This window comes from Microbacterium murale, from assembly GCF_014635185.1.
Taxonomy (GTDB): domain Bacteria; phylum Actinomycetota; class Actinomycetes; order Actinomycetales; family Microbacteriaceae; genus Microbacterium; species Microbacterium murale.
Map to the genome: position 1 here is coordinate 278892 of NZ_BMCM01000003.1, position 25612 is coordinate 304503.

At 67.7% G+C, this 25612-nt stretch carries 22 protein-coding genes and 1 tRNA gene; 21 read left to right on the forward strand and 2 right to left on the reverse strand.

From position 1 onward, the window contains the following. Positions 1 to 11 precede the first annotated feature (11 nt). The 18 genes from metK to pyk all read left to right on the forward strand — a co-directional run bounded on the left by metK (position 12) and on the right by pyk (position 21071). Positions 12 to 1208, forward strand: coding sequence for a methionine adenosyltransferase (gene metK / locus IEV67_RS10905; protein WP_188436594.1), 1197 nt, complete (start codon positions 12 to 14; stop codon positions 1206 to 1208). A gap of 43 nt (positions 1209 to 1251) precedes the next feature. Next, a complete protein-coding gene (locus tag IEV67_RS10910) occupies positions 1252 to 3192 on the forward strand; it encodes a primosomal protein N' family DNA-binding protein (RefSeq protein ID WP_188436595.1) in 1941 nt (646 codons plus the stop codon). A 25-nt stretch (positions 3193 to 3217) separates the two neighbouring features. Then, complete coding sequence (gene fmt / locus IEV67_RS10915; protein WP_188436596.1) at positions 3218 to 4195, forward strand: methionyl-tRNA formyltransferase; 978 nt, start codon at positions 3218 to 3220, stop codon at positions 4193 to 4195. Further along, a complete protein-coding gene (locus IEV67_RS10920) occupies positions 4192 to 5703 on the forward strand; it encodes an RsmB/NOP family class I SAM-dependent RNA methyltransferase (RefSeq protein WP_188436597.1) in 1512 nt (503 codons plus the stop codon). The genes fmt and IEV67_RS10920 overlap by 4 nt, the downstream gene beginning before the upstream one ends. A 4-nt stretch (positions 5704 to 5707) precedes the next feature. Continuing rightward, positions 5708 to 6388: a ribulose-phosphate 3-epimerase gene (gene rpe, locus IEV67_RS10925; RefSeq protein WP_188436598.1), complete on the forward strand. Its 681-nt coding sequence runs from the start codon at positions 5708 to 5710 to the stop codon at positions 6386 to 6388. Then, entirely contained in the window at positions 6385 to 6648 is a 264-nt protein-coding gene (locus IEV67_RS10930; RefSeq protein WP_188436599.1) for a phosphoribosyl-ATP diphosphatase, read from the forward strand. Before rpe ends, IEV67_RS10930 begins: the two co-directional genes overlap by 4 nt. Before the next feature lie 37 nt (positions 6649 to 6685). Next, entirely contained in the window at positions 6686 to 7525 is an 840-nt protein-coding gene (hisG, locus tag IEV67_RS10935) for an ATP phosphoribosyltransferase (RefSeq protein WP_188436600.1), read from the forward strand. A gap of 13 nt (positions 7526 to 7538) precedes the next feature. After that, positions 7539 to 8300, forward strand: coding sequence for an imidazole glycerol phosphate synthase subunit HisF (gene hisF / locus IEV67_RS10940; RefSeq protein WP_188436601.1), 762 nt, complete (start codon positions 7539 to 7541; stop codon positions 8298 to 8300). Then, on the forward strand, positions 8297 to 8671 hold the full coding sequence (gene hisI / locus IEV67_RS10945) for a phosphoribosyl-AMP cyclohydrolase (protein ID WP_188436602.1): 375 nt from the start codon (positions 8297 to 8299) through the stop codon (positions 8669 to 8671). The genes hisF and hisI overlap by 4 nt, the downstream gene beginning before the upstream one ends. Beyond that, a complete protein-coding gene (locus IEV67_RS10950; RefSeq protein WP_188436603.1) occupies positions 8668 to 9258 on the forward strand; it encodes a Trp biosynthesis-associated membrane protein in 591 nt (196 codons plus the stop codon). Before hisI ends, IEV67_RS10950 begins: the two co-directional genes overlap by 4 nt. Before the next feature lie 47 nt (positions 9259 to 9305). Then, on the forward strand, positions 9306 to 9536 hold the full coding sequence (locus IEV67_RS10955; RefSeq protein WP_188436604.1) for an HGxxPAAW family protein: 231 nt from the start codon (positions 9306 to 9308) through the stop codon (positions 9534 to 9536). Between the two features lie 2 nt (positions 9537 to 9538). Next, a complete protein-coding gene (gene trpC / locus IEV67_RS10960; protein ID WP_188436881.1) occupies positions 9539 to 10348 on the forward strand; it encodes an indole-3-glycerol phosphate synthase TrpC in 810 nt (269 codons plus the stop codon). Next, entirely contained in the window at positions 10345 to 11613 is a 1269-nt protein-coding gene (trpB, locus tag IEV67_RS10965; RefSeq protein ID WP_229703030.1) for a tryptophan synthase subunit beta, read from the forward strand. The genes trpC and trpB overlap by 4 nt, the downstream gene beginning before the upstream one ends. Continuing rightward, positions 11610 to 12413 (forward strand): tryptophan synthase subunit alpha, encoded by an 804-nt coding sequence (trpA, locus tag IEV67_RS10970; protein ID WP_188436606.1) that lies wholly within the window; start codon positions 11610 to 11612, stop codon positions 12411 to 12413. Before trpB ends, trpA begins: the two co-directional genes overlap by 4 nt. Before the next feature lie 10 nt (positions 12414 to 12423). Then, entirely contained in the window at positions 12424 to 13446 is a 1023-nt protein-coding gene (gene lgt, locus IEV67_RS10975) for a prolipoprotein diacylglyceryl transferase (RefSeq protein WP_188436607.1), read from the forward strand. An 89-nt stretch (positions 13447 to 13535) separates the two neighbouring features. Next, positions 13536 to 18104, forward strand: coding sequence for a glutamate synthase large subunit (gene gltB, locus IEV67_RS10980; protein WP_229703032.1), 4569 nt, complete (start codon positions 13536 to 13538; stop codon positions 18102 to 18104). Beyond that, the gene (locus tag IEV67_RS10985) at positions 18097 to 19563 is read left to right on the forward strand and encodes a glutamate synthase subunit beta (protein WP_188436608.1); all 1467 of its coding nucleotides are present in this window, start codon (positions 18097 to 18099) and stop codon (positions 19561 to 19563) included. Before gltB ends, IEV67_RS10985 begins: the two co-directional genes overlap by 8 nt. Before the next feature lie 59 nt (positions 19564 to 19622). Continuing rightward, positions 19623 to 21071: a pyruvate kinase gene (gene pyk / locus IEV67_RS10990; RefSeq protein WP_188436609.1), complete on the forward strand. Its 1449-nt coding sequence runs from the start codon at positions 19623 to 19625 to the stop codon at positions 21069 to 21071. A gap of 61 nt (positions 21072 to 21132) precedes the next feature. On the opposite strand, the gene IEV67_RS10995 is transcribed toward pyk, so the two are convergent. Next, positions 21133 to 21215, reverse strand: a tRNA-Leu gene (locus IEV67_RS10995). A 103-nt stretch (positions 21216 to 21318) separates the two neighbouring features. On the opposite strand from IEV67_RS10995, the gene IEV67_RS11000 reads away from it, so the two are divergent. Both IEV67_RS11000 and IEV67_RS11005 read left to right on the forward strand, forming a co-directional pair. After that, a complete protein-coding gene (locus IEV67_RS11000) occupies positions 21319 to 21945 on the forward strand; it encodes an ANTAR domain-containing response regulator (protein WP_033107049.1) in 627 nt (208 codons plus the stop codon). Then, positions 21942 to 22484 carry a GNAT family N-acetyltransferase gene (locus IEV67_RS11005; RefSeq protein WP_229703033.1) on the forward strand — a complete coding sequence of 181 codons (543 nt, stop codon included), beginning with the start codon at positions 21942 to 21944 and terminating at the stop codon, positions 22482 to 22484. Before IEV67_RS11000 ends, IEV67_RS11005 begins: the two co-directional genes overlap by 4 nt. A 9-nt stretch (positions 22485 to 22493) precedes the next feature. Here IEV67_RS11005 and IEV67_RS11010 read toward each other — a convergent pair whose 3' ends face one another. Continuing rightward, positions 22494 to 22868 (reverse strand): hotdog fold thioesterase, encoded by a 375-nt coding sequence (locus IEV67_RS11010; RefSeq protein WP_188436884.1) that lies wholly within the window; start codon positions 22866 to 22868, stop codon positions 22494 to 22496. 96 nt (positions 22869 to 22964) lie between these two features. Between IEV67_RS11010 and polA the strand changes: the two genes are divergently transcribed. Then, positions 22965 to 25598, forward strand: coding sequence for a DNA polymerase I (gene polA, locus IEV67_RS11015; RefSeq protein WP_188436610.1), 2634 nt, complete (start codon positions 22965 to 22967; stop codon positions 25596 to 25598). Positions 25599 to 25612: the final 14 nt, after the last annotated feature.

A 25612-nucleotide genomic window follows, 5' to 3' on the forward strand; every position in this document is an offset into this window, starting at 1 on the left:
CAGCTTCCTCGATGAGCGCACTGCGCCTTTTCACCTCTGAGTCCGTCACCGAGGGGCACCCGGACAAGATCTGCGACCAGATCTCGGACAGCATCCTCGACGGTCTGCTCGCCCAGGACACCGGCTCGCGCGTCGCGGTGGAGACCCTTGTCACGACGGGGCTCGTGCACGTCGCGGGAGAGATCCGCACCGAGGCGTACGTCGACATCCCCACCATCGTCCGTCAGGTCGTGAACGGGATCGGCTACACGTCGAGCGAGACCGGGTTCGACGGGGACTCGTGCGGCGTCAGCGTCTCGGTGGGGGAGCAGTCCAGCGACATCGCTCACGGCGTCGACCAGGCGCAGGAGCAGCGTGACGGCAGCTCTGTCGACGCACTCGACAGTCTGGGCGCTGGCGACCAGGGCATCATGTTCGGTTTCGCGACGATCGAGACGCCCGAGCTCATGCCCATGGCGGGCCACACGGCGCACCGCATCGCGGAGCGTCTCACCGAGGTGCGTCGCTCCGGCGAGCTCGCGTACCTGCGTCCAGATGGCAAGACGCAGGTCACGCTCGGCTACGAGGGCTTCACGCCGAAGACCATCGACGCCGTCGTGCTCTCGACACAGCATCACCCGGACATCTCGCAGGACGAGCTCAAGGAGCAGGTGCGCCGGCTCGTGATCGATCCCGTGCTCGAGGGCACCGGGCTCGAGATGCCGGCCGACGACCGCTACTTCATCAACCCCGCCGGCCCGTTCGTCACCGGCGGCCCGAAGGGCGATGCCGGACTGACCGGTCGCAAGATCATCATCGACACGTACGGAGGCGCTGCGCGCCACGGTGGTGGTGCGTTCAGCGGCAAGGACCCGTCGAAGGTCGATCGCTCCGGTGCCTACGCCATGCGCTGGGTCGCGAAGAACGCCGTCGCCGCAGGACTCGCCGAGCGGCTCGAGGTTCAGGTCGCGTATGCGATCGGCGTCGCGCGCCCTGTCGGGCTCTACGTCGAGACGTTCGGTACGGGCAAGGTCTCGGACGAGGTCATCACCGATGCGATCCGTGAGGTGTTCGACCTGCGCCCGCAGGCGATCATCGAAGAGCTCGATCTGCTGCGCCCGATCTACCGCCAGACCGCCGCCTACGGCCACTTCGGCCGTGAGCTCGCGGACTTCACCTGGGAGCGCACGGACCGCGCCGACGAGCTCCGCCGCGCAGCCGGACTCTGATGTCCGGGCGCGGGGCACGGATGCCCACGCACGGAGCGCGGAGTTGAGCCGGCGCATCGCGCGGGTTCTCCTCGACTCGCCGCTGCCGCAGTTGGATCGACTCTTCGACTACGCCCTGCCTGAAGAACTCGGCGACGTACCGATCGGGGTGCGCGTGCGCGTGCCGCTGCGCACCGCCGGCCGGATGATCGACGCCTACGTGGTCGAGGTCGCCGAGGAGGACGACGCCGAGCGTCCGCTCTCGACCGTCGAAGCGGTGGTCTCCACGGCCGCCGTGATGCCGGAGCGCCTCTATCGCCTCGCCCGCAGAACAGCGGATCGTGCGGCCGGATCCGCCAGCGACATCCTCCGGCTCGTCATCCCGAAACGACAGGTCCGCGTCGAGAAGGCGTGGAAGGGCGATGCCGAGTCACCGTCTGTGACCGCGGACGCGATCGAGCGTGCGGATGCCGTACTGGCGGAGTACACCGACCTCGATGAACTGCTCGAGGCCGGAGAGCGCGGCGCCGTCGAGGCGATTCCCGGCATCCGTGACGGCGTGCTGCGGTGGACGGAGATGCTTGCGGCGGCCGCGACACGGATGCTGGCATCCGGGCGTTCGACGATCCTCGTCGTGCCCGATCACCGTGACCTGGACAGGCTCCTCGCGACGCTCGACTCCCTGCTTCCCGCTGAGGCGATCGTGCGATACGACTCCCGGCAGACCAACCCCGACCGCTATCGAGGCTTCCTCCGCACGCTGGAGGACGCCCCGTGCGTCGTCGTCGGCAATCGCTCGGCCGTCTACGCACCGGTGAAGGCTGGGCTCGTGGCGATCTGGGACGACGGCGATCCGCTGCTCGGCGAGCAGCTCGCACCGTACGTGCACGCACGCGATGCGGCACTGCTGCGCCAGGAGCAGGAGGGCTCTGCGCTGCTGCTGGCGGGCCACACTCGTACGACGGACGCTGAACGTCTGGTCGCCCGCGGCTGGATGAAGGACATCCTCGCCACCCGGCGCGTGCTGCCCAAGGTCGTGCTGAGCACGCCGCAGGAGATGGAGCAGTCGACGCAGCGTGTGCATTCGAGTGCATTCGCCAGCGCACGCAAGGCCACTGAGCATGGCCCGGTACTGGTGCAGGTCTCGCGGCCCGGATTCTCACCGAGTCTGGTGTGCGCGGAATGCCGTGCTCCGGCGCGCTGTGAGCCGTGCGGAGGCCCGCTCGGCGCGCGCCACCGCGGCGCGGTGCCGGTGTGCGGATGGTGCGGGCGCTCTGCCCGTGCCTGGACCTGCCCCTCGTGCTCGTCGACGAAGCTGCGACTCGCGTCCTCCGGCAGTGAGCGCACGGCGGACGAGCTCGGACGCGCGTTCCCCGGGGTGCGGGTCATCATCGCCGACGGCGCTCATCCCGTCGAGACGGTGTCCGACAAGCCGGCGCTGGTCGTCGCGACGCGCGGTGCCGAACCTGTCGCCGACGACGGCTATCGTGCCGTCGTGCTGCTGGACGGATCCAGGATGCTGCAGGCACCCGATCTTCGCGTGGGGGAGTCATGCCTGCGGTGGTGGTCGAATGCCGCCGCCCTCGCTGCCCCCGGTGCGCCGATCCATCTGGTGGGCGTCGACGGCCCGGTGGGGAGGGCGCTGGCGACGTGGAATCAGGCCGGATACGCGCGTTCCGAGCTCGCTGAGCGCGCCCCGCTGCACATGCCGCCGGCCACTCGTGTCGCGCTCGTCGAGGGGATGCCCGCCTCCGTCGATCGTGCGCTGGCCGCCCTCAGCGAGCTTCCGCTTCCGTCCGACGCGATCCTGGGGCCGGTGCCGATCGAGACCGACGAGGGACGAGTGCGCGCGCTGGTGCGCTTCGAGTACGCCGCCGGAACCACGGTGGCCACCACACTTCGTGCTGCGGTGGTGGCAGAGGCGGTGAAGCGTCGCCGCGGTCGCGGCCAGAGCAACCGCAGCCCACTGTCCCTTCGGCTCGATATCCTCGATCCTGAGCTGTGACACCCATCCCTTCCGGAGAACCTTCATGAGACTCGTCTTCGCCGGCACCCCTGCCGCCGCCATCCCCACTCTGCGCACGCTCGCACGTCAACACGAGATCCTGGCCGTCGTCACGCGTCCCGATGCGCCCCTGGGGCGCAAGCGGGTGCTGACGCCGTCACCCGTTGCACAGGCTGCTGAGGATCTGGGGCTGCCCGTCATCAAGGCCGCACGTCTGGATGACGAGGCGACCGGCCGTATCGCGGCGCTTCGGCCCGAGCTCGGCGTGATCGTGGCATACGGCGGACTCGTCCGAGAGCCGCTGCTGTCGACTCCGGAGCACGGCTGGATCAACCTGCACTTCTCGCTGCTGCCCGCCTGGCGCGGTGCGGCGCCCGTACAGCGCGCGCTCATCGCCGGAGATCCCGAGCTGGGCGTGAGCGTCTTCCAGCTGGTTCCGGCCCTGGATGCCGGCGATCTCTTCGCCACGCGCTCCGTGCCGCTGCAGTCCGACGCCAACGCCGACTTCGCGCTCGACGTGCTCGCCCACGACGGCGCCGGCCTCACGGCCGAGGTCATCGCGGGGATCGAGAACGGAACCGCGGTCGCTGTGCCGCAGGAGGGCGAGATCTCGTTGGCGCCGAAGCTCACGCTCGAGGACGGCCTGCTGGATTGGACGCTGCCAGTGGAGGCCGTCTACGCACGGTTCCGCGGTGTCACGCCGGAGCCAGGCGCGCACACGACCGTCGCCGGTACACGTCTCAAGCTGATCGAGGCCCGCCCGGCAGACGCCGAACCGCTGTCGCCCGGCGAGATCGCCGCGACCAAGCAGGCGCTGCTGATCGGTACGGCGACCACGCCGCTGGAGGTCCGGCGCGTGCAGCCGGCGGGCAAGGCCCCGATGAATGCGACGGACTGGTGGCGCGGGTTCCGCGCCCCTGCACAGGAAGGCTCAGCACAGGAAGGCTCAGCACAGACCGGCTCGACCAAGGCCGGCGACGACACGATACGGGCGGGCGCATGAGCGGCGAGAACAGGCGCGAGAACCGCCAGTCGGGCGCCAAGAACAACGGCGCCGCGCGGCGACAGTCATCGCAACCCCAGCGGTCGCCGCGGAACTCCCGCACCGTGCAGCCGGCACGCCGTGTCGCGTACGACGTGCTGCGCGCGGTGAGCGGATCCGATGCGTATGCGAACCTGCTGCTGCCGTCGAGCATCGCGGACGCCGCGCTGAACCCTCAGGACGCTGCCCTCGCCACCGAGCTGACCTACGGCACCCTCCGTCGGCGCGGTACCTATGACGCCATCATCGCCTCGGCGGCCGGGCGCTCGATCGATGACATCGATGAGGCCGTCCTCGACGCGCTGCGGCTCGCGACGCACCAGCTCCTCGCGACCAGGGTCGCATCCCACGCCGCTGTCAACGAATCCGTCAATCTCGTGGCGTCTGAATCCGGGAGAGGATCCTCCGGTTTCGCGAACGCGGTTCTCCGACGGATCTCGCGCGACACTCCTGGCGAGTGGCAGGAGCGCATCGAGCGCGAGGCGCGCTCCGACGACGAACGTCTCGGCCTGCGCACGGCGCATCCGGTCTGGATCATCCGCGCTCTGCGCCGCGCCCTCGCCGCCGAGAACAGGGAAGAAGAGCTCGAGTCGCTGCTCGAGGCGGACAACCTCTCGCCCGAGGTCACGCTGGTCGCGCTGCCCGGCCTGGCCGAGCGCGGCACCCCTGCCAGGCCTTATGCGGCCACCGCGTTCGGATCTCCCGGTGGCGACCCGCACACGATCATCACCGCATCCGGCGGCACGGTGCGCGTGCAGGACGAGGGCTCGCAACTGGTCGCACTCGCACTCGCCGGCGCCGCGCCGATCAGGTCGGGGGAGCAGTGGCTCGATCTCTGCGCCGGCCCTGGCGGCAAGACCGCGCTTCTCGCCGCGATCGCCCGGCAGCACGACGTGACGTTGGAGGCGAACGAGGTCGTACCGACACGTGCGCGGCTGGTGCGCAATGCCCTGAAGGCCGTACCGGGCGACGTCACCGTCCACGAGGAGGACGGACGAGGCCTCACAGCCGCGAGCCACGGACGCTACGACCGCATCCTCGTAGATGCGCCGTGCACCGGCCTCGGCGCACTGCGCAGACGACCGGAGGCACGCTGGCGCAAGACCCCCGCCGACGTCGCCGAGCTCGTCCCGCTGCAGGAGCAGCTGCTCGCCGGAGCCCTCGACGCCCTCGCACCGGGAGGCATCGTCGCCTACGTCACGTGCTCACCGCATCTCGCAGAGACGTCCGGCGTGGTGAGCGAGGTGCTGCGCACGCGTGACGATGTCATCGAGATGGATGCCGCGGGCGTGCTCTCGGGCGTGGCGCAGAGCCCGATAGACCTCGCGTCCGACGGCAGCGGCCGCGTGCAGCTGTGGCCGCATCGGCACGGCACCGACGCGATGTTCCTCGCGCTGCTCCAGCGCAGCGATGCATCCGCGACCCCGAGGACCACGGAAACCACAGAGACCATCGAGACGGAAGAATGACCACATGAGTCTTCCTGCAGCTCCCCGCATCAACCCCAGCGTCCTCGCAGCCGATTTCGTGAACATGCAGGCGGATCTCGCCCGCATCGCTGCGGCCGACTTCGCGCACGTCGACGTGATGGACAACCACTTCGTGCCGAATCTCACCTTCGGACCGCAGATGGTCGAGCGCATCCAGGCGACGAGCCCGATCCCGCTCGATGTGCATCTCATGATCACCGACCCGGATCGTTGGGCACCCGAGTACGCCGAGCTCGGCGCCGCGAGCGTCACTTTCCATCTCGAAGCCGCAGATGACCCGGTGGCCCTCGCCCGTCGGCTGCGTTCGATCGGTGCCCGTGCCGGGGTGGCGCTCAAGCCCGGTACCGACGGGGAGAGTCTCTACGAGCTGTTCGACGAGTTCGATCAGATCCTCGTGATGACCGTCGAACCGGGCTTCGGCGGACAGGGCTTCATGGCCGAGACGATGCCCAAGCTGCGCGCGCTCGCGGATGAGGCACGACGTCGCGGATCCGACGTGTGGTTCCAGGTCGACGGCGGTATCGCCGACGACACGATCGCCCAGGCCGCAGCGGCCGGTGCCGACACCTTCGTCGCCGGATCCGCCGTGTACGGTGCGACCGACATCGAAGCGGCCATCGCCGGGCTTCGAGAGCGCGCGCGAGCCGCTAGCCTTGAATCGTGAAGACTTTCGACGAGCTGTTCGCTGAGCTCAGTGCCAAGGCCGAGACCCGCCCTGCAGGTTCCGGCACGGTCGCTGAACTCGACGGCGGCGTGCACACGATCGGAAAGAAGATCGTGGAAGAGGCCGCTGAGGTGTGGATGGCCTCCGAGTACGAATCCGACGCCGAGGCTGCGGAGGAGATCTCCCAGCTGCTGTACCACCTGCAGGTGATGATGATCGCGAAGGGGCTCAGCCTCGAGGATGTGTACCGACATCTCTGATGCGCACCGTCCCCTTCCTCTGATCTGAAAGCTCCCCATGCTGCGCATTGCTGTTCCCAACAAGGGCTCGCTCGCCGAGACCGCCGCCGAGATGCTCGCCGAAGCCGGCTACGCCGGACGTCGAGACTCCAAGACCCTCCACGTGATCGACGCACAGAACGACGTCGAGTTCTTCTTCCTCCGCCCGCGCGACATCGCGACCTACGTGGCATCCGGCGCGCTCGATGTCGGCATCACCGGCCGCGACCTGCTGCGCGATGTGCCCCAGCAGGCCCGTGAGGTGCAGGCGCTCGGCTTCGCCCGCTCCACGTTCCGCTTCGCGGCCCCCACCGGCCGCTACAGCACGGTCGAGGATCTCGCCGGAGTGCGAGTCGCCTCCGCATACCCAGGGCTCGTCGACGCCTTCCTGCGCGAGCACGGCGTCGAGGCGACACTCGTGCCGCTGGACGGTGCAGTGGAATCCGCTGTGCAGCTCGGCGTCGCGGATGCCATCGCAGACGTCGTCGAGACCGGCACCACCCTTCGTCAGGCCGGGCTCGAGATCTTCGGGCCGGTCATCATCGAGTCCGAGGCCGTGCTGATCAGCCGCCCCGGCGACGCCGAGGGCACCGAGCGGCTTCTGCGCCGCCTCCGGGGCGTCATCGTGGCCCGCCGTTACGTGCTGCTCGACTACGACCTTCCGGTCGAGCTCATCGAGAAGGCGACCGCCATCGCATCCGGGCGCGAATCGCCGACCATCTCGCCGCTGCAGGATCCGAAGTGGGTCGCGGTCCGCGTCATGCTGCCTCGCACTGGCATCAACCAGGTGATGGACGACCTCTACGCGATCGGTGCACGTGCGCTGCTCGTGACCGCGATCCACGCCGCGAGATTGTGATCGGGAGACTCAGATGACTCTCACCAGTCGCGTCATCCCCTGCCTCGACGTCGCCGCAGGGCGCGTCGTCAAAGGCGTCAACTTCGAGAATCTCCGCGACATGGGCGACCCCGTCGAGCTGGCCGCGCACTACGCCGCTCAGGGTGCGGACGAGATCACATTCCTCGACGTCACCGCCACAGTCGATGCCCGCGCCACCACGTACGAGGTCGTGCAGCGCACAGCCGAGCACGTCTTCGTGCCGCTGACGGTCGGCGGGGGAGTGCGCAGCGTCGAGGACGTCGCACGCCTGCAGGGCGTCGGCGCCGACAAGGTGGGCGTGAACTCCGCGGCGATCGCCCGGCCCGAGCTCATCGGCGAGATCGCGGACAGATTCGGCGCCCAGGTGCTGGTGCTCTCGCTCGATGTCAAGCGCGCCCCGACGACGGCATCCGGTTTCGTCGTCACCACGCACGGCGGGCGCACGCAGACATCGCTGGATGCCCTGGAGTGGGCGCGAGAGGCGATCGAGCGCGGCGCCGGCGAGCTGCTGGTCAATTCGATCGACGCCGACGGCACGCACGACGGCTTCGATCTGGAACTGGTCCGTCTCATGCGCGAGGTGTCCTCGGTGCCGGTGATCGCCTCCGGCGGCGCCGGTGCCGTGACAGATTTCGCTCCGGCGATCCAAGCCGGGGCGGATGCCGTGCTCGCTGCGAGTGTCTTCCACTCCGGTGCGCTGACCGTCGGCGAGGTCAAGGATGCGATGAGCGCAGAAGGGATCCTGGTGCGATGAGCGACCTCGAGACACGGATCGCGCAGGTCGCCTGGAACGGCGACGGACTGGCACCGGCCATCGTGCAGCAGTGGGACACCCGCGAGGTGCTGATGCTCGCGTGGGTGGATGCCGAGGCGCTGCGCCGCACACTCACCACGGGCCGCGCCACCTACTGGTCGCGCTCACGTCAGGAGTACTGGCGCAAGGGCGACACCTCCGGCAACATCCAGCGCATCCACGAGGCGCGACTGGACTGCGACGGTGACGCGATCCTGCTGCTGGTCGATCAGACGGGCCCCGCCTGCCACACCGGCACCCGCACCTGCTTCGACGCGGCCGATCTCGAAGCCGTCGACGGCCTCGCCGCGGCTGGTTCGGGCGCCGAATGAAGTTCCTCCGCCGCGGGCGCAGCACCGCCGTCGTCGCGTTCCTGCTCGCGGGCGCCGTCGGCATCATCTCGTCCACGCAGACCTGGCTGAGCGTCGTCCGCGCGGATGCGGGAGAGCCGATCCTGGTACCCGGTGCGGATGCGCTGGCGCTGCTCGCTCCGCTTAGTCTCGCCGTCCTCGCGCTCGGAGCCGCTCTCGCGCTCGTCGGAAGAACACTCCGCTACGTGTTCGGGACGCTGGCCCTACTGGCGGGAGCCCTGCTGACCTGGTGGACGGCGGAGATCGTGTTCACGTCGCCCGTCGCCGCCGTCGCCGCCACGGTGACCGAGACCACGGGGCTCGCCGGCGGCACGGCGGTGTCGGACGTGATCGCCTCCATCACCCCGACGTTCTGGCCGGCCCTGGCGCTGGTCGGGTGGGTGCTGCTGATCGTGGCATCCGTGTTCACTCTCCTGACGGCGAATCGTTGGAAGAGCGGCGGCAGGCGTTTTCGCACCGACGCGGCAGGTCACAGCGAGGCCGAAGGCCCCGTGGACGCGATCGATTCCTGGGACGACCTGTCGCGGGGGACGGATCCGACCCGATGACCCCGGTAGACTGATTCCGCATTCCCACGACCGCTTCGGAGGAGACCATGACCAACCCGATCGCTGACCCCGGCCACGGACACTCACCGGCGGCGTGGTCCGCTGTGATCGTCATGCTGTTCGGCTTCACTGCCGGCACGGTCGCCTTCTGCTTCGAGCAGCCTCTGCTCGTCTGGATCTCGGTCGGCATCATCGTCATCGGTGCGATTCTCGGCTGGATCCTGACCAAGGCCGGTTACGGTGTGAAGGGCCCCAAGTACGCGCCGAAGGGCCACTGATGGTGCTCGCCGACCTGACGGCCGGCGCAGTCGAAGACGCCGAACGCCGTGCACAGGCGCGCCCGCTCGCCGAGGTCGAGAAGATCGCTCTGGCCCGCCCCGCGGCCAAGGACGCGCGTGCCGCACTCGCACCCGCTGCACGGGTGAAGATCATCGCCGAAGTCAAGCGTGCGAGTCCGTCTCGTGGCGCCCTCGCCGACATCCCGGATCCGGCGCATCAGGCTGCGCTCTACGAGACCGGCGGAGCATCGGCGATCAGTGTGCTCACCGAGGAGCGGCGGTTCGGCGGTAGCCTCGCCGACCTCGAGGCCGTCACCGCCCGGGTCTCGCTCCCCGTGCTGCGTAAAGACTTCATCGCCACGCCGTACCAGGTGCTGGAGGCACGCGCCGCCGGAGCCGACCTCGCGCTGCTGATCGTCGCCGGCCTCGAGCCGAAGGTGCTGCAAGAGTTGTTCGCCCTCATTCACGAGCTCGGCATGACGCCGCTCGTCGAGACCCACTCGGCCGACGAGCTGGAGGCCGCGATCGATCTCGGTGCACCGCTGATCGGCGTGAACGCCCGCAATCTGAAGACCCTCGAACTCGACCGCGATCTGTTCAGCCGACTCGTCGACCGCATCCCCGCCGACGCCGTGAAGATCGCGGAATCCGCCGTGCTGACGCCGGCCGATGTCGCGCACTACCGTTCGGCGGGCGCTGATGTCGTACTGATCGGCGAGGCGCTGGTCACCGGCGATCCGGTCGCGACGCTGAAGAGCTTCCTCGAGGTCGAGGCATGCGATGCACCGAGCGACCGGAGGGAGTCGAGGTGAGCCTGCGAGACCAGCACGGACCGTTCTTCGGAGAGTTCGGTGGACGCTACATGCCGGAATCGCTGATCGCGGCGATCGACGAGCTCACGGTCGCCTATGAGCAGGCGATCGCCGACCCGGAGTTCCGCGCGGAACTCGCAGGGTTGCTCAGCTCCTACGCCGGACGGCCCTCCGCGCTCACCGAGGTGCAGCGGTTCGCCGAGCACGCCGGGGGAGCGCGTGTCTTCCTCAAGCGCGAGGACCTCAACCACACCGGAAGCCACAAGATCAACAACGTGCTCGGGCAGGCGCTGCTCACCAAGCGTCTCGGCAAGACGCGGGTCATCGCAGAGACCGGAGCGGGACAGCACGGGGTCGCCACCGCGACCGCTGCAGCGCTGTTCGGCCTGGACTGCACGATCTACATGGGCGAGGTCGATACCGAGCGTCAGGCGCTCAACGTCGCCCGCATGCGGCTCCTCGGCGCCGAGGTCGTCCCGGTCACCACCGGTTCACGCACCTTGAAGGACGCGATCAACGACGCCTACCGCGACTGGGTGGCAACGGTCGAGAGCACCAACTACATCTTCGGAACGGCCGCAGGCCCGCATCCGTTCCCGGCGATGGTGCGCGACTTCCAGAAGATCATCGGCGAAGAGGCCCGTCAGCAGCTGCTCGACGAGACCGGCAGACTTCCCGACGCCGTCATCGCCTGCGTCGGCGGAGGCTCCAACGCGATCGGCATGTTCGACGCGTTCCTCGACGATGCGGATGTGAAGCTGTTCGGCGTCGAAGCCGCCGGCGACGGCGTGGACACCGAGCAGCACGCGGCATCCATCCAGCGCGGTCGCCCAGGGGTTCTGCACGGCGCGAAGACCTATGTCCTCCAGGACGAGGACGGGCAGACGGTCGAGTCGCATTCGATCTCAGCCGGGCTCGACTATCCCGGCGTCGGCCCGGAGCACTCGTGGCTCGCAGACATCGGCAGGGCCGAGTACATCCCCGCCACCGACGACGAGGCCATGCAGGCACTGCGTCTGCTGAGCCGCACCGAGGGGATCATCCCCGCCATCGAGTCGGCGCACGCGCTGGCCGGAGCCCTGCGCCTCGGCCGGGAGATGGGCCCGGACGCCATCCTCGCCGTGTGCCTCTCCGGCCGCGGAGACAAGGACATGGACACAGCCGCGCGGTACTTCGATCTCTACGACCGCGAAGCGGCCGAACGCGACGCCGCCGACAAGGACGCCGTGACCCAGACCGCAGCGGATGCGGCGGCCGCGCGATGAGCCGCGTCGAAGCCGCGATCCAGAAGGCCCACGATGAGGGCCGCGGGGCGTTCATCGGCTATCTGCCGGTCGGATTCCCCGATCTGCAGACCAGCATCCAGGCGGCGATCACCCTCGCCGAGAACGGTGTCGACGTCATCGAACTCGGGCCGCCCTACAGCGATCCCGTGATGGACGGGCTGGTCATCCAGGAGGCCACCCAGGCCGCCCTCGCCGCAGGGTTCCGGATGCGCGACCTGTTCACAGCCGTACGCGAGATCACGGCAGCGACCGACGTTCCCGTCGTCGTCATGACGTACTGGAACCCCGTGATGCAGTACGGCGTCGACCGCTACGCCGACGACCTGCTCGCCGCGGGCGGCGCGGGTCTCATCACGCCCGACATCACGCCGGAGGCTGCCGCGGACTGGATCGAAGCCAGCAAGCGCACCGGTCTCGACCGGATCTTCCTCGCGGCCCCCACCTCGACCGATGAACGTCTCGACCTCGTCGTCGCCTCGTCGACCGGGTTCGTCTACACGGTGTCCACCATGGGCATCACGGGGGAGCGCGCCGAACTCGACAAGGCCGCACGCACCCTGGTGTCACGTCTGCGTGAACGCGGGGCGGTGCGCGCATGTGTCGGAATCGGCATCTCCACCGCCGAGCAGATCGCCGGCATCACCGAGTACGCCGACGGCGCCATCGTCGGTACCGCGCTCGTGCGTGCCCTCCGCGACGGGGGCCTCGACGCCCTCGCCGCCGTCACAAAGTCCCTTGCCGCAGGCACGCCGTCGGCAGCCACCTCACACGAGAACTAGAATCACACTCATGTCCCTCGCGCTTCACACCGCCGTCAGCGGCGTGCTCACCAGCATCCCGAGCCCTCCGGTCAGCTACATCGATCTCGGGCCGCTGCGGATCCACTTCTACGCGCTCTGCATCATCGCGGGCATCATCGCGGCCACTCTGCTGACGAATCACCGCCTGACCAAGCGCGGGGCAGAGCCGTGGGTAGTCATCGACATCGCGATCCTCGCTGTGCCGCTCGCAATCATCGGCGCACGCATCTTCCACGTGCTCACCCACCCGAACTTCTACTTCGGCGAGGGCAAGAACACCTGGAACCCGTTCGAGCCGGGCTCTGTCTGGGCGATCTGGGAGGGCGGCATCGCGATCTTCGGTGCGCTCCTCGGCGGCGCCGTCGGCGCGTATCTCGGCTGCAAGTGGACCGGCATCCGGTTCTGGACCTTCGCCGACGCGCTCGCGCCGGGTCTCCTGCTGGCGCAGGCAATGGGCCGTTTCGGCAACTGGTTCAACCACGAGCTCTTCGGTCTGCCGACCGACCTGCCCTGGGGCCTGGAGATCGAATCCGACAACGTCGCGTTCCCCCCTGGACTGGCGGAGGGAACCCTGTTCCACCCGACGTTCCTGTACGAGGTCATCTGGAACGGTCTCGGCGTGCTCTTCCTGCTCTGGATCGGCCGTCGACTGCAGCTGCAGTGGGGCAAGCTGTTCGCCGTGTACCTGATCTGGTACAGCGCCGGTCGTGTGCTCTGGGAATCGATCCGCATCGATCCGAGCGAGATCATCCTCGGCCTGCGAAGCAACGTGTGGGCATCCATCCTCGGCGTGGTCGTCGGCATCGTGATCCTGTTCGTGCAGACGCGCAGGCACACGGGTCGTGAGGCGGGACCGTATGCGCCAGGGCGCACGCGGAAGGATGCCGATGCTGATGTAGTATCACAGGACAGCATCGATGATTTCGTCGACGTGAGCGAGCCTCCGGTCGAAGTCACTGCCGGAGCCACAGCCACAAGCACTGCTCCCGCGAGCGAGGACAGCTCCCGATAAGCATCCTCGTCTGATGAGGAAACCACTGCATTGAACGAGCGGGCCGACGTCGTCCCCGGTGTCACTTGATTACCTGAGGACGGTAACCGATGTACTTCCAGCCTCCGTACGGCGCCTCCGGGGCCTACCCCCCGAAGCAGGGCATGTACAACCCGGCATTCGAGAAGGATGCCTGCGGCCTGGCCATGGTCGCGACCCTGCGGGGCACAGCCGGACATGACATCATCCAGCTGGCGCTCGAAGCCCTGCGAAACCTCGAGCACCGTGGTGCGATCGGCTCTGACGCCGGCACCGGAGACGGTGCGGGCATCCTCACCCAGATGCCAGACGAGTTCCTGCGTGAAGTCACCGCATTCGAACTGCCCGATGCCGGCCACTACGCCGCCGGGCTCGCGTTCCTCCCGCTGCAGGCCACAGAACGCCGCACGCAGAAAGCCGGCGTCGAGAGGATCGCGCGCGAAGAAGGACTCACCGTCCTCGGCTGGCGCGTCGTCCCCACTGCCAACGAGAACCTCGGCAAGCTCGCCGACGAGGCGCGTCCCGCGTTCGAGCAGCTCTTCGTCGCCTCGGCCCCCGGGCGCGAACCTCTCTCCGGCATCGCGCTGGACCGCGTGGCCTATCGCCTGCGCAAGCGTGCGGGGCACGAGATCGGCGCCTACTTCGTCTCCCTGTCCAGCCGCACGCTGGGCTACAAGGGCATGGTCACCACGCTGCAGCTCGAGCCGTTCTACCCCGACCTGCAAGATGAGCGGTTCACGTCAGAGCTCGCGGTCGTGCACTCGCGGTACTCGACCAACACCTTCCCCTCGTGGCCCCTCGCGCAGCCGCTGCGCATGCTCGCCCACAACGGCGAGATCAACACGGTGGGCGGAAACCGCAACTGGATGCGCGCCCGTCAGTCGCAGCTCGAATCCGAACTGCTCGGCGATGTGCGGCCGCTGCTGCCGATCTGCACGCCGGGTGCCAGCGACTCGGCCTCGTTCGACGAGGTGCTCGAGCTGCTCACGCTGACCGGCCGCAGCCTGCCGCACGCCATCATGATGATGGTGCCGGAGGCGTACGAGAAGCAGGCGGACATCACGCCCGAGCTCCGCGCGTTCTACGACTACCACTCCAACCAGATGGAGCCGTGGGACGGCCCGGCCGCCCTCATCTTCACCGACGGCACACTCGTGGGCGCGACGCTCGACCGCAACGGACTGCGTCCAGGACGCTGGACCGAGACCACCGACGGCCTCGTCGTGATCGGCTCGGAGACAGGTGTGCTCGAGTTCGCTCCGGAGCGCATCAAGCGCCGCGGACGCCTGCAGCCGGGCAAGATGTTCCTCGTCGACACGTCTGCCGGTCGCATCGTCGAAGACGACGAGATCAAGAACGATCTGGCGACACTGCACCCGTGGCAGGATTGGCTCGACGAGGGCGCCGTGCGCCTCGCCGATCTGCCGGAGCGCGAGCACATCGTTCACCCGCCGGCATCCATCACCCGCCGTCAGCGCACCTTCGGCTACACGGAGGAGGAAGTGCGCATCCTGCTCACCCCGATGGGACAGAACGGCGCCGAGCCGCTCGGCGCGATGGGGTCGGACACGCCGATCGCCGTGCTGAGCGAGCGCCCCCGTCTGCTGTTCGACTACTTCACGCAGCAGTTCGCTCAGGTGACGAACCCGCCGCTGGACTCGATCCGAGAAGAGGTCGTCACCAGCCTGAAGTCCGGCCTCGGGCCTGAGCGCAACCTGCTCAGCTGGGGACCGGAGCACACCCGTACGGTCACGCTCGACTTCCCGGTGATCGACAACGACGAACTCGCGAAAATCCGCCACATCGACAAGGCGCTCGAAGGGCGCTCATCCGTGACGATCCGCGGTCTGTACCACTTCGACGCCGGCGAGCACACGATGCAGGAGCGTCTCGAGGAGATGTGCGCAGAGGTCGATGAGGCCATCGCCGCCGGCGCGGAGTTCATCATCCTCTCCGACCGCGACTCCAACAAGGACCTCGTTCCGATCCCCTCGTTGCTCATGGTGTCGGCGATCCACCACCACCTCATCCGGCGCGAGAACCGCATGAAGGTCGGTCTGATCGTCGAAGCCGGCGATGTCCGCGAGGTGCATCACGTCGCGACGCTGATCGGTTACGGCGCCTCGGCCGTGAACCCGTATCTCGCGATGGAGACGGTGGAGCACCTCGTGCGCACCGGTTTCATCACCGGCATCACGCCGGAGAAGGCCGTCAAGAACCTGATCTACGCGCTCGGCAAGGGCGTGCTGAAGATCATGTCGAAGATGGGCATCTCGACGGTCTCGTCGTACGCGGGCGCCCAGGTGTTCGAGGCCGTCGGGCTCAGCCAGAAGCTGATAGACGCGTACTTCACCGGGACCGAGACCAAGCTCGGCGGCATCGACATCGAGGACGTCTTCGCCGAGAACCAGGCACGCCACGACTACGCGTATCCCGAGGATGCCGCGGCACGTGCCCACGAGCGCCTCTGGACCGGCGGCGAATATCAGTGGCGACGCGACGGCTCACCTCACCTTTTCAACCCCGAGACCGTGTTCCGCCTGCAGCACTCGACCCGCAATCGTCGCTACGACATCTTCCGCGAGTACACGAAGCTCGTCGACGATCAGGCCGCCGAGCTGAAGACCCTGCGCGGGCTCTTCAACCTGCGCACCGGCGCTCGTCCGGCCGTCCCCCTCGACGAGGTGGAACCGGTGAGCGCGATCGTGAAGCGCTTCTCCACCGGAGCCATGAGCTATGGCTCCATCTCCCGCGAGGCGCACGAGACGCTCGCGATCGCGATGAACAGCATCGGCGCCAAGTCGAACACGGGCGAGGGCGGCGAGGACGTCGACCGCCTGCTCGACCCCGAGCGCCGCAGTGCGATCAAGCAGGTCGCCTCCGGGCGCTTCGGCGTCACGAGTCTCTACCTGACAGAGTCGGACGACATCCAGATCAAGCTCGCCCAGGGGGCAAAGCCGGGGGAGGGCGGCCAGCTGCCGCCGACCAAGGTCTACCCCTGGGTGGCCCGCACACGTCACGCAACCGCCGGTGTCGGGCTCATCTCGCCGCCGCCGCACCACGACATCTACTCGATCGAAGACCTCAAGCAGCTCATCTTCGACCTGAAGCGCGCGAATCCGTCCGCTCGCATCCACACGAAGCTCGTCAGCCAGTCGGGCATCGGTGCGGTCTCGGCAGGCGTGGCGAAAGCACTCAGCGACGTCATCCTCGTCTCCGGCCACGACGGCGGTACCGGCGCCAGCCCGTTGAACTCGCTCAAGCACGCGGGAACGCCGTGGGAGCTCGGCCTCGCCGAGACGCAGCAGACGCTCATGCTCAACGGCATGCGCGACCGCGTGGTGGTGCAGGTCGACGGCCAGCTCAAGACCGGTCGCGACGTCATCATCGGCGCGCTGCTCGGTGCCGAGGAGTTCGGCTTCGCGACGGCCCCGCTCGTGGTGAGCGGCTGCATCATGATGCGCGTCTGCCATCTGGACACGTGCCCGGTCGGCGTCGCGACACAGAACCCCGTTCTGCGCGAGCGCTTCACCGGCAAGCCGGAGTTCGTGGTCAACTTCATGGAGTTCATCGCCGAAGAGGTGCGCGAGATCCTCGCAGAGCTCGGGTTCCGGTCGCTGGACGAGATCATCGGCCGCGCCGACCTCATCGAGGCGAATGCCGCGATCGAGCACTGGAAGACGGATGGACTGGACCTCTCGCCCGTGCTGGAGGGCCCGGTGTTCCCGGCATCCGAGCCGCGCCGCAGCGGCCGCGCGCAGGAGCACGAACTCGACAAGCACTTCGACGTGCCGCTGATCGAGATGGCACAGAACACGCTCAACGACATGGCGCCGACCATCGTCGAGCTGCCCATCCGCAACACCGAACGTGCGGTCGGCACGATGCTCGGTCACGAGGTCACCGCGCGCTTCGGCGAGACTGGCCTCGCACGCGAGACGATCGATGTCACCCTGCACGGCACCGCCGGCCAGTCACTCGGCGCGTTCCTGCCGTCCGGGATCGTGCTGCGGCTGGAAGGCGACGCCAACGACTACGTGGGCAAGGGCCTCTCGGGCGGTGACATCACCATCCGGCCGTCACGCGGCTCGACCATCGCGCCGCATGAGAACGTCATCGCGGGCAACGTGATCGGCTATGGCGCCACATCGGGCACCATGTTCATCTCGGGTGTCGTCGGCGAGCGGTTCCTGGTGCGCAACTCGGGCGCGACCGCCGTCGTCGAGGGGGTCGGCGACCATGCCCTCGAGTACATGACCGGTGGGCTCGCCGTGATCCTCGGATCGACCGGCCGCAACCTCGGAGCCGGCATGTCCGGCGGCATCGCGTATGTGCACGCGCTCTCCACCGAGAAGGTCAATCTGCAGTCCCGCGAGAGCGGAGAGCTGCGGTTGGAGACACTGGATCGTGCGGACCTCGAGGTGCTGCGCAGCCTGCTCATCGAGCACGTGGAGCGCACGGCTTCTCCGCTCGCGGCGCGCATGCTCGAAGACTTCGACACCGTCGCATCCGAATTCGTGAAGGTGCTGCCGCGAGATTTCGCCGCAGTGCAGACCATGCGTCAGGAAGCGGAGGCTGATGGGCTCGACCCGGATGGCGACGTTGTCTGGACCCGCATCCTGGAGGTGACCGGTGGCTGATCCCAAGGGTTTCTTGAAGGTGACGGAGCGCGAGCTTCCCGCTCGCCGTCCCGTTCCCGTCCGCATCATGGACTGGAAAGAGGTCTACGAGCCGGGCGACAAGGCCGTGCTGCGCCGCCAGGCCGGACGCTGCATGGACTGCGGCGTGCCGTTCTGCCATCAGGGCTGCCCGCTCGGCAACCTCATCCCGGAGTGGAACGACCTCACTTGGCGCGGCGAGGACCGCTCGGCGATCGAGCGCCTGCACGCCACGAACAACTTCCCCGAGTTCACCGGGCGGCTGTGCCCTGCACCGTGCGAGAGCGCGTGCGTGCTGAGCATCAACCAGCCGGCCGTGACGATCAAGCAGGTCGAGGTCTCGATCATCGACGAGGCCTTCGCCAAGGGCTGGGTCGAACCAGAGCCGCCGGAGCGCCTCACCGGCAAGACCGTCGCCGTCGTCGGCTCGGGCCCTGCCGGACTCGCCGCCGCGCAGCAGCTCACGCGCGCGGGGCACACCGTCGCGGTCTTCGAACGCGACGACCGCATCGGCGGACTGCTGCGCTACGGCATTCCCGACTTCAAGATGGAGAAGACCCACCTCGAGTCGCGTCTGCGACAGATGCAGGAAGAGGGAACGCGCTTCCGCGCCGGTGTCGAGATCGGCAAGGACATCAGCTGGGCAGACCTCAGGGCGCGCTACGACGCGGTCGTGATCTGCACCGGCTCCACCGTGCCGCGCGACCTGACGATCCCCGGTCGCGACCTGGACGGCGTGCACTTCGCCATGGAGTACCTCGTCGAGTCGAACCATGCGGTCGCCGGCGATGTCGTGCACAACCAGATCACCGCTGAGGGCAAGCACGTCATCGTCATCGGCGGCGGCGACACCGGTGCCGACTGCATCGGCACGGCGCACCGGCAAGGCGCGCTGAGCGTGACCAACCTCGCCATCGGCACGCAGCCGGGCGCCGATCGACCGGAGCACCAGCCTTGGCCGATGATGCCGACGATCTTCGAGGTCTCCTCCGCGCACGAGGAGGGCGGCGAGCGTCACTATCTGGCCTCGACCGTCGAGTTCCTCTCGAACGACGCCGGTGAGGTGCGCGCTCTTCGTGTGGCCGAGACCGAGTACGTCGACGGACATCGTGTGCCCAAGAGCGGCACCGAACGGGAGATCCCGGCCGACCTCGTACTGATCGCGATGGGCTTCACCGGTCCTGAGCAGGACGGGTTCACCGAGGACATGCATCCGCAGGCCACCGATCGCGGCGCGTTCCAGCGCGACGACTCGTACGAGACCACCGTTCCCGGTGTCTTCGTCGCCGGCGATGCAGGCCGTGGGCAGTCGCTCATCGTCTGGGCGATCGCAGAGGGACGCGCAGCCGCCGCGGGCGTGGATCGCTTCCTGATGGGGGAGACCGTCCTGCCCGCACCTGTGCGTCCCACCGATGTCGCGATCGGCCTCCAGCCCGCGTAGGCTGGCGGAGGCATCGTCGCCAGTTCTGTATTCCCCCCACTCTCACCCTGGAGAATCTGTTGAGACGCGCGAAAATCGTCGCCACGCTGGGCCCGGCCACCTCGAGTTACGAGAACGTTCGAGCAATCATCGAAGCGGGGGTCGATGTCGCCCGACTGAACCTCAGCCACGGTGACTATTCCGTCCATGACGCCAACTACGCCAACGTGCGCCGCGCTGCGGACGACGCAGGCAAGGCCGTCGCCATCCTCGTCGACCTGCAGGGACCGAAGATCCGCCTCGGCAAGTTCGAGGACGGTCCTTACGAGCTCGCCGCCGGCGACATCTTCAAGATCACCACGGAAGACATCATCGGCAACCGCGAGATCTGCGGTACGACCTTCAAGGGGCTGCCGCAGGACGTCAACCCTGGCGACTTCCTCCTGATCGACGACGGCAAGGTGCGTGTCGAGGTCGTCGAGACCGACGGCACCGTCGTCACCACCCGTGTGATCGTCGCTGGAGCGGTGTCGAACAACAAGGGCATCAACCTCCCAGGCGTCGCCGTGAACGTCCCCGCGCTGAGCGAGAAGGACGAAGCGGACCTCCGCTGGGGCCTCAACATCGGCGCCGACCTCATCGCACTGTCGTTCGTGCGCAACGCCTCCGATGTCGAGCGTGTGCACGAGATCATGGCCGAAGAGGGCGTCAGGGTTCCCGTCATCGCCAAGATCGAGAAGCCCCAGGCCGTGGATGCCCTTGAGGAGATCGTCGACGCCTTCGACGGCATCATGGTCGCGCGCGGCGACCTCGGCGTCGAGCTTCCGCTGGAAGCCGTGCCGATCGTGCAGAAGCGTGCGGTCGAGATCGCCCGGCGCATGGCGAAGCCGGTCATCGTCGCCACGCAGATGCTGGAGTCGATGATCTCCAGCCCTGTGCCGACACGCGCCGAGACCTCTGATGTCGCGAACGCCGTCCTCGACGGCGCGGACGCCGTCATGCTGTCCGGTGAGACCAGCGTGGGCGAGTACCCGATCGTGGTCGTCGAGACCATGGCCCGCATCGTCGAGTCCACCGAGGAGCACGGTCTGGAGCGCATCGCGCCGCTCACGGCCAAGCCGCGCACGCAGGGTGGCGCGATCACCCTCGCCGCCCTCGAAGTCGCCGACTTCGTCGACGCGAAGTTCCTGTGCGTGTTCACCCAGTCCGGTGACTCCGCGCGTCGCCTGTCTCGTCTGCGCTCGCGCATCCCGATGATCGCGTTCACACCGGAGCCAGGCATCCGCCGCCGCATGGCGCTGACCTGGGGTATCCGCTCCACGCTGGTCGAGGCCGTGCAGCACACCGACCTGATGTTCCTGCAGGTCGATGACTACCTGCTGAAGAACAATCTGGCGAAGGAAGGGGACAAGGTCGTCGTGATCTCCGGTTCCCCTCCCGGAATCATCGGTTCCACGAACGACATCCGCGTGCACAAGGTCGGAGATGCCGTGAACGGCGCCGCGCCGATCTACAAGGACGGCGTCTGACGCGAGAGCACACGAAAGGGGCGAGGTGAGAACCTCGCCCCTTTCGGCGTATCCGCAGGTGTGCCGGCGGCGGGACTCGAACCCGCACGTCCTTTCGAACAAAGCATTTTGAGTGCTCCGCGTCTACCATTCCGCCACGCCGGCGAGCGTGTTGCGTATACGACTTTAGCGCAGGACGAAGGCCGGTCCGGTGCGTTCGGCGGGTTCCTGGGACTGGTCACTGCCTCCTCTCCACTAGAATGGAATCGTGACCGAGCAAGAACAGGCAGAACCGGCTGAGCAGCCCACGGCATCCGCCCCGCGACGCGTCGTCGTCGCCGAAGACGAATCGCTGATCCGTCTCGACATCGTCGAGATCCTTCGCGACAACGGATTCGACGTCGTCGGTGAGGCAGGTGACGGAGAGACGGCCGTGGCACTGGCCACAGAACTGCGTCCCGATCTCGTCATCATGGATGTCAAGATGCCGCAGCTCGACGGCATCAGTGCGGCCGAGAAGCTGCACAAGGGCAACATCGCCCCCGTCGTGCTTCTCACGGCGTTCAGCCAGAAGGAGCTCGTCGAGCGGGCGAGCGAGGCCGGTGCCCTGGCATACGTGGTCAAGCCGTTCACTCCCAACGACCTTCTTCCTGCCATCGAGATCGCGCTGGCCCGTCACGAGCAGATCATCACGCTCGAGGCCGAGGTCGCCGACATGGTCGAGCGCTTCGAGACCCGCAAGCTCGTCGACCGTGCCAAGGGTCTGCTCAACGAGAAGATGGGCCTGAGCGAGCCCGAGGCGTTCCGCTGGATCCAGAAGGCGTCGATGGATCGTCGACTGACGATGCAGGACGTCGCCAAGGCGATCATCGAGCAGCTCGCACCCAAGAAGTGACCTTCGATCTCGGCGACGGCATCCGCCTTCGCCTGGTCGAATCCGGTGACGCCGCGGCCTACGCTGCCGCGTACGATGCCAACCGTGCGCACCTGGCCCACTGGGATCCGGTGCGCGACGAGAGCTTCTACACGGTCGAATGGCACCGCGCACTGGTGGCGCAGTATCTCCGCGACCACGCGGACGGACGGGCCGCCCGCTTCGTACTCGTTGCTGACGACGGCCGCATCCTCGGCGTGGCGAACATCGCCAACATCGTCAGGGGAGCGTTCCACAGCGCAGATCTCGGCTACTGGGTCGATGCATCCCTGGTCGGCCGCGGGGTGATGAGCCGGGCGGTCGCCGTTGTGATCCACCACGCCAGCAGTGAGCTCGGTCTGCACCGCCTGCAGGCCGCCACGCTGCTCGATAACTCCGCATCGCAAAGGGTACTGCTGCGCAACGGCTTCGAGCAGTTCGGGCTGGCGCCGAAGTACCTGCGGATCGCAGGGGAGTGGCAGGATCACCTGCTGTTCCAGCGGATCCTCGCGGGCGACTGACGGTGCAGGTCAGCGCGCGGGCAGATCCTTGATCATGTTGGTGATGCGGATCGTCGAGCAGCGACGGCCCTGCTCGTCCGTCACGACGATCTCATGAACGGCCACGCTGCGCCCAAGGTGGATCGGAGTGCACACTCCCGTCACGACCCCGGATGTGGCGGAACGCGTGTGCGTGGCGTTGATGTCGACGCCGACCGCCAGCCGGCCGGCACCCGCATGCAGGTTCGCCGACATCGATCCGAGCGACTCGCCGAGCACCACATACGCGCCGCCGTGCAGTAAGCCGACCGGCTGAGTGTTGCCCTCGACCGGCATGGTGGCGACGCTGCGCTCGATCGTGAACTCGGTGAACTCGATGCCCATCTTCTCGGCAAGCGCCCCCATGCCGCGGGCGGTCGCCCACTCCAAGCCGGTCGTCTCGGTGGTCTCGCTCACGTGTCCTCCTCAGCGCATGTCCGTCGTCCTCGTTAGGCTGACAGGGTGACGGACTCCGCAAAGCCTACCCTCATGGTCGTAGACGGCCATTCGCTCGCCTACCGTGCATTCTTCGCCCTTCCGGTCGAGAATTTCACGACGAAGGACAATCAGCACACGAACGCCATCTACGGGTTCCTCTCGATGCTCGTGAATCTGATCAAGGCCGAGCAGCCGACGCACATGGCGATCGCTTTCGACACCTCAAGGCACTCGTTCCGCACCGACCAGTATCCCGAGTACAAGGCGACCCGATCCGAGTCTCCGCAGGAGTTCCGCGGACAGGTGCCGCTGCTGCAGGACGTTCTGGCCGCGATGTCGATCCCCGTGCTCACGAAAGAGGGCATCGAGGCCGATGACATCCTCGCCACGCTCTCCGTTCAGGGCGCCGAGCAGGGTTACGACGTGCTCCTCGTCTCCGGCGACCGTGACACGATCCAGCTCGTCAATGACAGGGTGACCCTGCTCTACCCGTCCGTTCAGGGCGTCTCGCAGCTCAAGCGCTACGATCCAGCCACCGTGCAGGAGCGGTACGGCGTGCGGCCGGAGCAGTACCCCGACATCGCCGCACTCGTCGGCGAGACGAGTGACAACCTGCCCGGAGTGCCGAAGGTGGGGGAGAAGACCGCGGTCAAATGGCTGACCCAGTTCGGCGGTCTCGACGAACTGCTCGAACGCGCCGAGGAGATCAAGGGCGTCGTCGGCGGCAACCTGCGCGAGCACATGGAAGACGTCCGGCGCAATCGTCGACTCAACCGCCTGCTCACCGACGTCGAACTCCCGGTCACCCCGGCCGAGCTCGCTGTCGCACCGATCGATGCGCAGGCCGTGCGCGACATCTTCGCCCGGCTGGAGTTCCGTACCCTGCTGCCGCGAGTCTTCGATGCGGTCGGCGCCGGCGATGAGGCGGTGCACGACGAGCCGGCGGTGGCGATGCCCGCACCTGTCGAAGCGTCCGTCACCGATCTCGCGCTGTGGCTCGGCGAGCAGAGCGATGAGTTGGCGCTGACGCTCGTCACTGGCGGCGGCGATATATCCCGCATCGGTGTCGCCAGTCTGACGGAGCTTCGCGAGACCGACTGGAGCGAGGCCACCGCCGACGCCCTCCGCACGTGGCTCGAATCGGATGCCGCCAAGGTGCTCAACGACGCGAAACCTCAGGTCAAGGCACTGCATCGCGCCGGCATCCGCCTCGGCGGACTGGCCTACGACACCCTCCTCGCGGGCTGGCTGCTGCGCCCGAGCTTCCCCGACAAGACGCTCGCTCACCTCGTGGATCGTTATCTCGATGAGAAGCTGCCCGAGGCCGACCCGACACAGCTCGTGCCCGAGACCGATGGCGCGACGCCCTCGCAAGAGGCATGGTTCACCCTGCGCACCGCGGCCGCGCTGCGTGACGACCTTCCTGAGCCGGTTGCCCGGGTCCTCACAGAGATCGAGCTGCCGACGTTGCTCGCCCTCGCCGATATGGAGATCTCCGGCGTCGCGGTGTCGCACGACGTACTCTCGACCTTCTCCGGTGAGCTCGCAGCACGCACAGACGCCCTGGCCACCGACGCCTTCGCGCTGGTCGGACGGGAGTTCAATCTCGGATCGCCGAAGCAGCTTCAGGAAGTGCTGTTCGAAGACCTGCAGTTGCCGAAGACGCGCAAGACGAAGACCGGGTACTCGACGGATGCCGCCGTGCTCGCCGACCTGCAGGAGAGCAACCCGCATCCGTTCCTCGATCTGCTGCTGCAGCATCGCGAGGCGACCAAGCTCCGCCAGATCATCGAGTCGCTGGACACGGCGATCCGCGACGATCACCGCGTTCACACGACCTATGTGCAGACGGGCAGTCAGACGGGCCGGCTCTCCAGCACCGACCCGAACCTGCAGAACATCCCGGTGCGCACCGAGGAGTCGCGTCGCATCCGCAGCGCCTTCGAGGTCGGCGAGGGATACGAGACTCTGCTCACCGCCGACTACTCGCAGATCGAGATGCGCATCATGGCGCACCTCTCCGGCGATGCAGGTCTGATCGAGGCGTTCAACAGCGGCGAGGACCTGCACCGATTCGTCGGTGCCCGGGTCTTCGGCGTCGACCCGTCAGAGGTCTCCTCGGCGATGCGCACCAAGGTCAAGGCGATGTCGTACGGCCTCGTCTACGGTCTCTCCGCCTTCGGCCTGTCGAAGCAGTTGCGCATCGAGCAGTCCGAGGCGAAGCAGCTGATGCTGGAGTACTTCGCACGATTCGGCGCCGTGCGCGACTACCTGCGCGCGTCGGTCGTGAAGGCCAAGGAGGTCGGCTACACCGAGACGATCTTCGGCCGCCGCCGCCCGTTCCCCGACCTCACGAGCCCCAATCGGGTGCTCCGCGAGAATGCCGAGCGTGCGGCGCTCAACGCCCCCATCCAGGGCAGTGCGGCCGACATCATGAAGATCGCCCTGTACGAGATCCACGCAGACCTCCAAGCGGCCGATCTGCGCTCACGGGTTCTGCTGCAGATCCACGACGAGCTCGTGGTCGAGGTGGCGCAGGGGGAGTGGGACGCGACCGAGAAGATCGTGCGCACCCGCATGGCCGATGCGGCCGATCTCTCCGTTCCGCTCGATGTCCAGGTCGGCCGCGGACACGACTGGAACGAGGCAGCGCACTGACATCGCGCACCGCC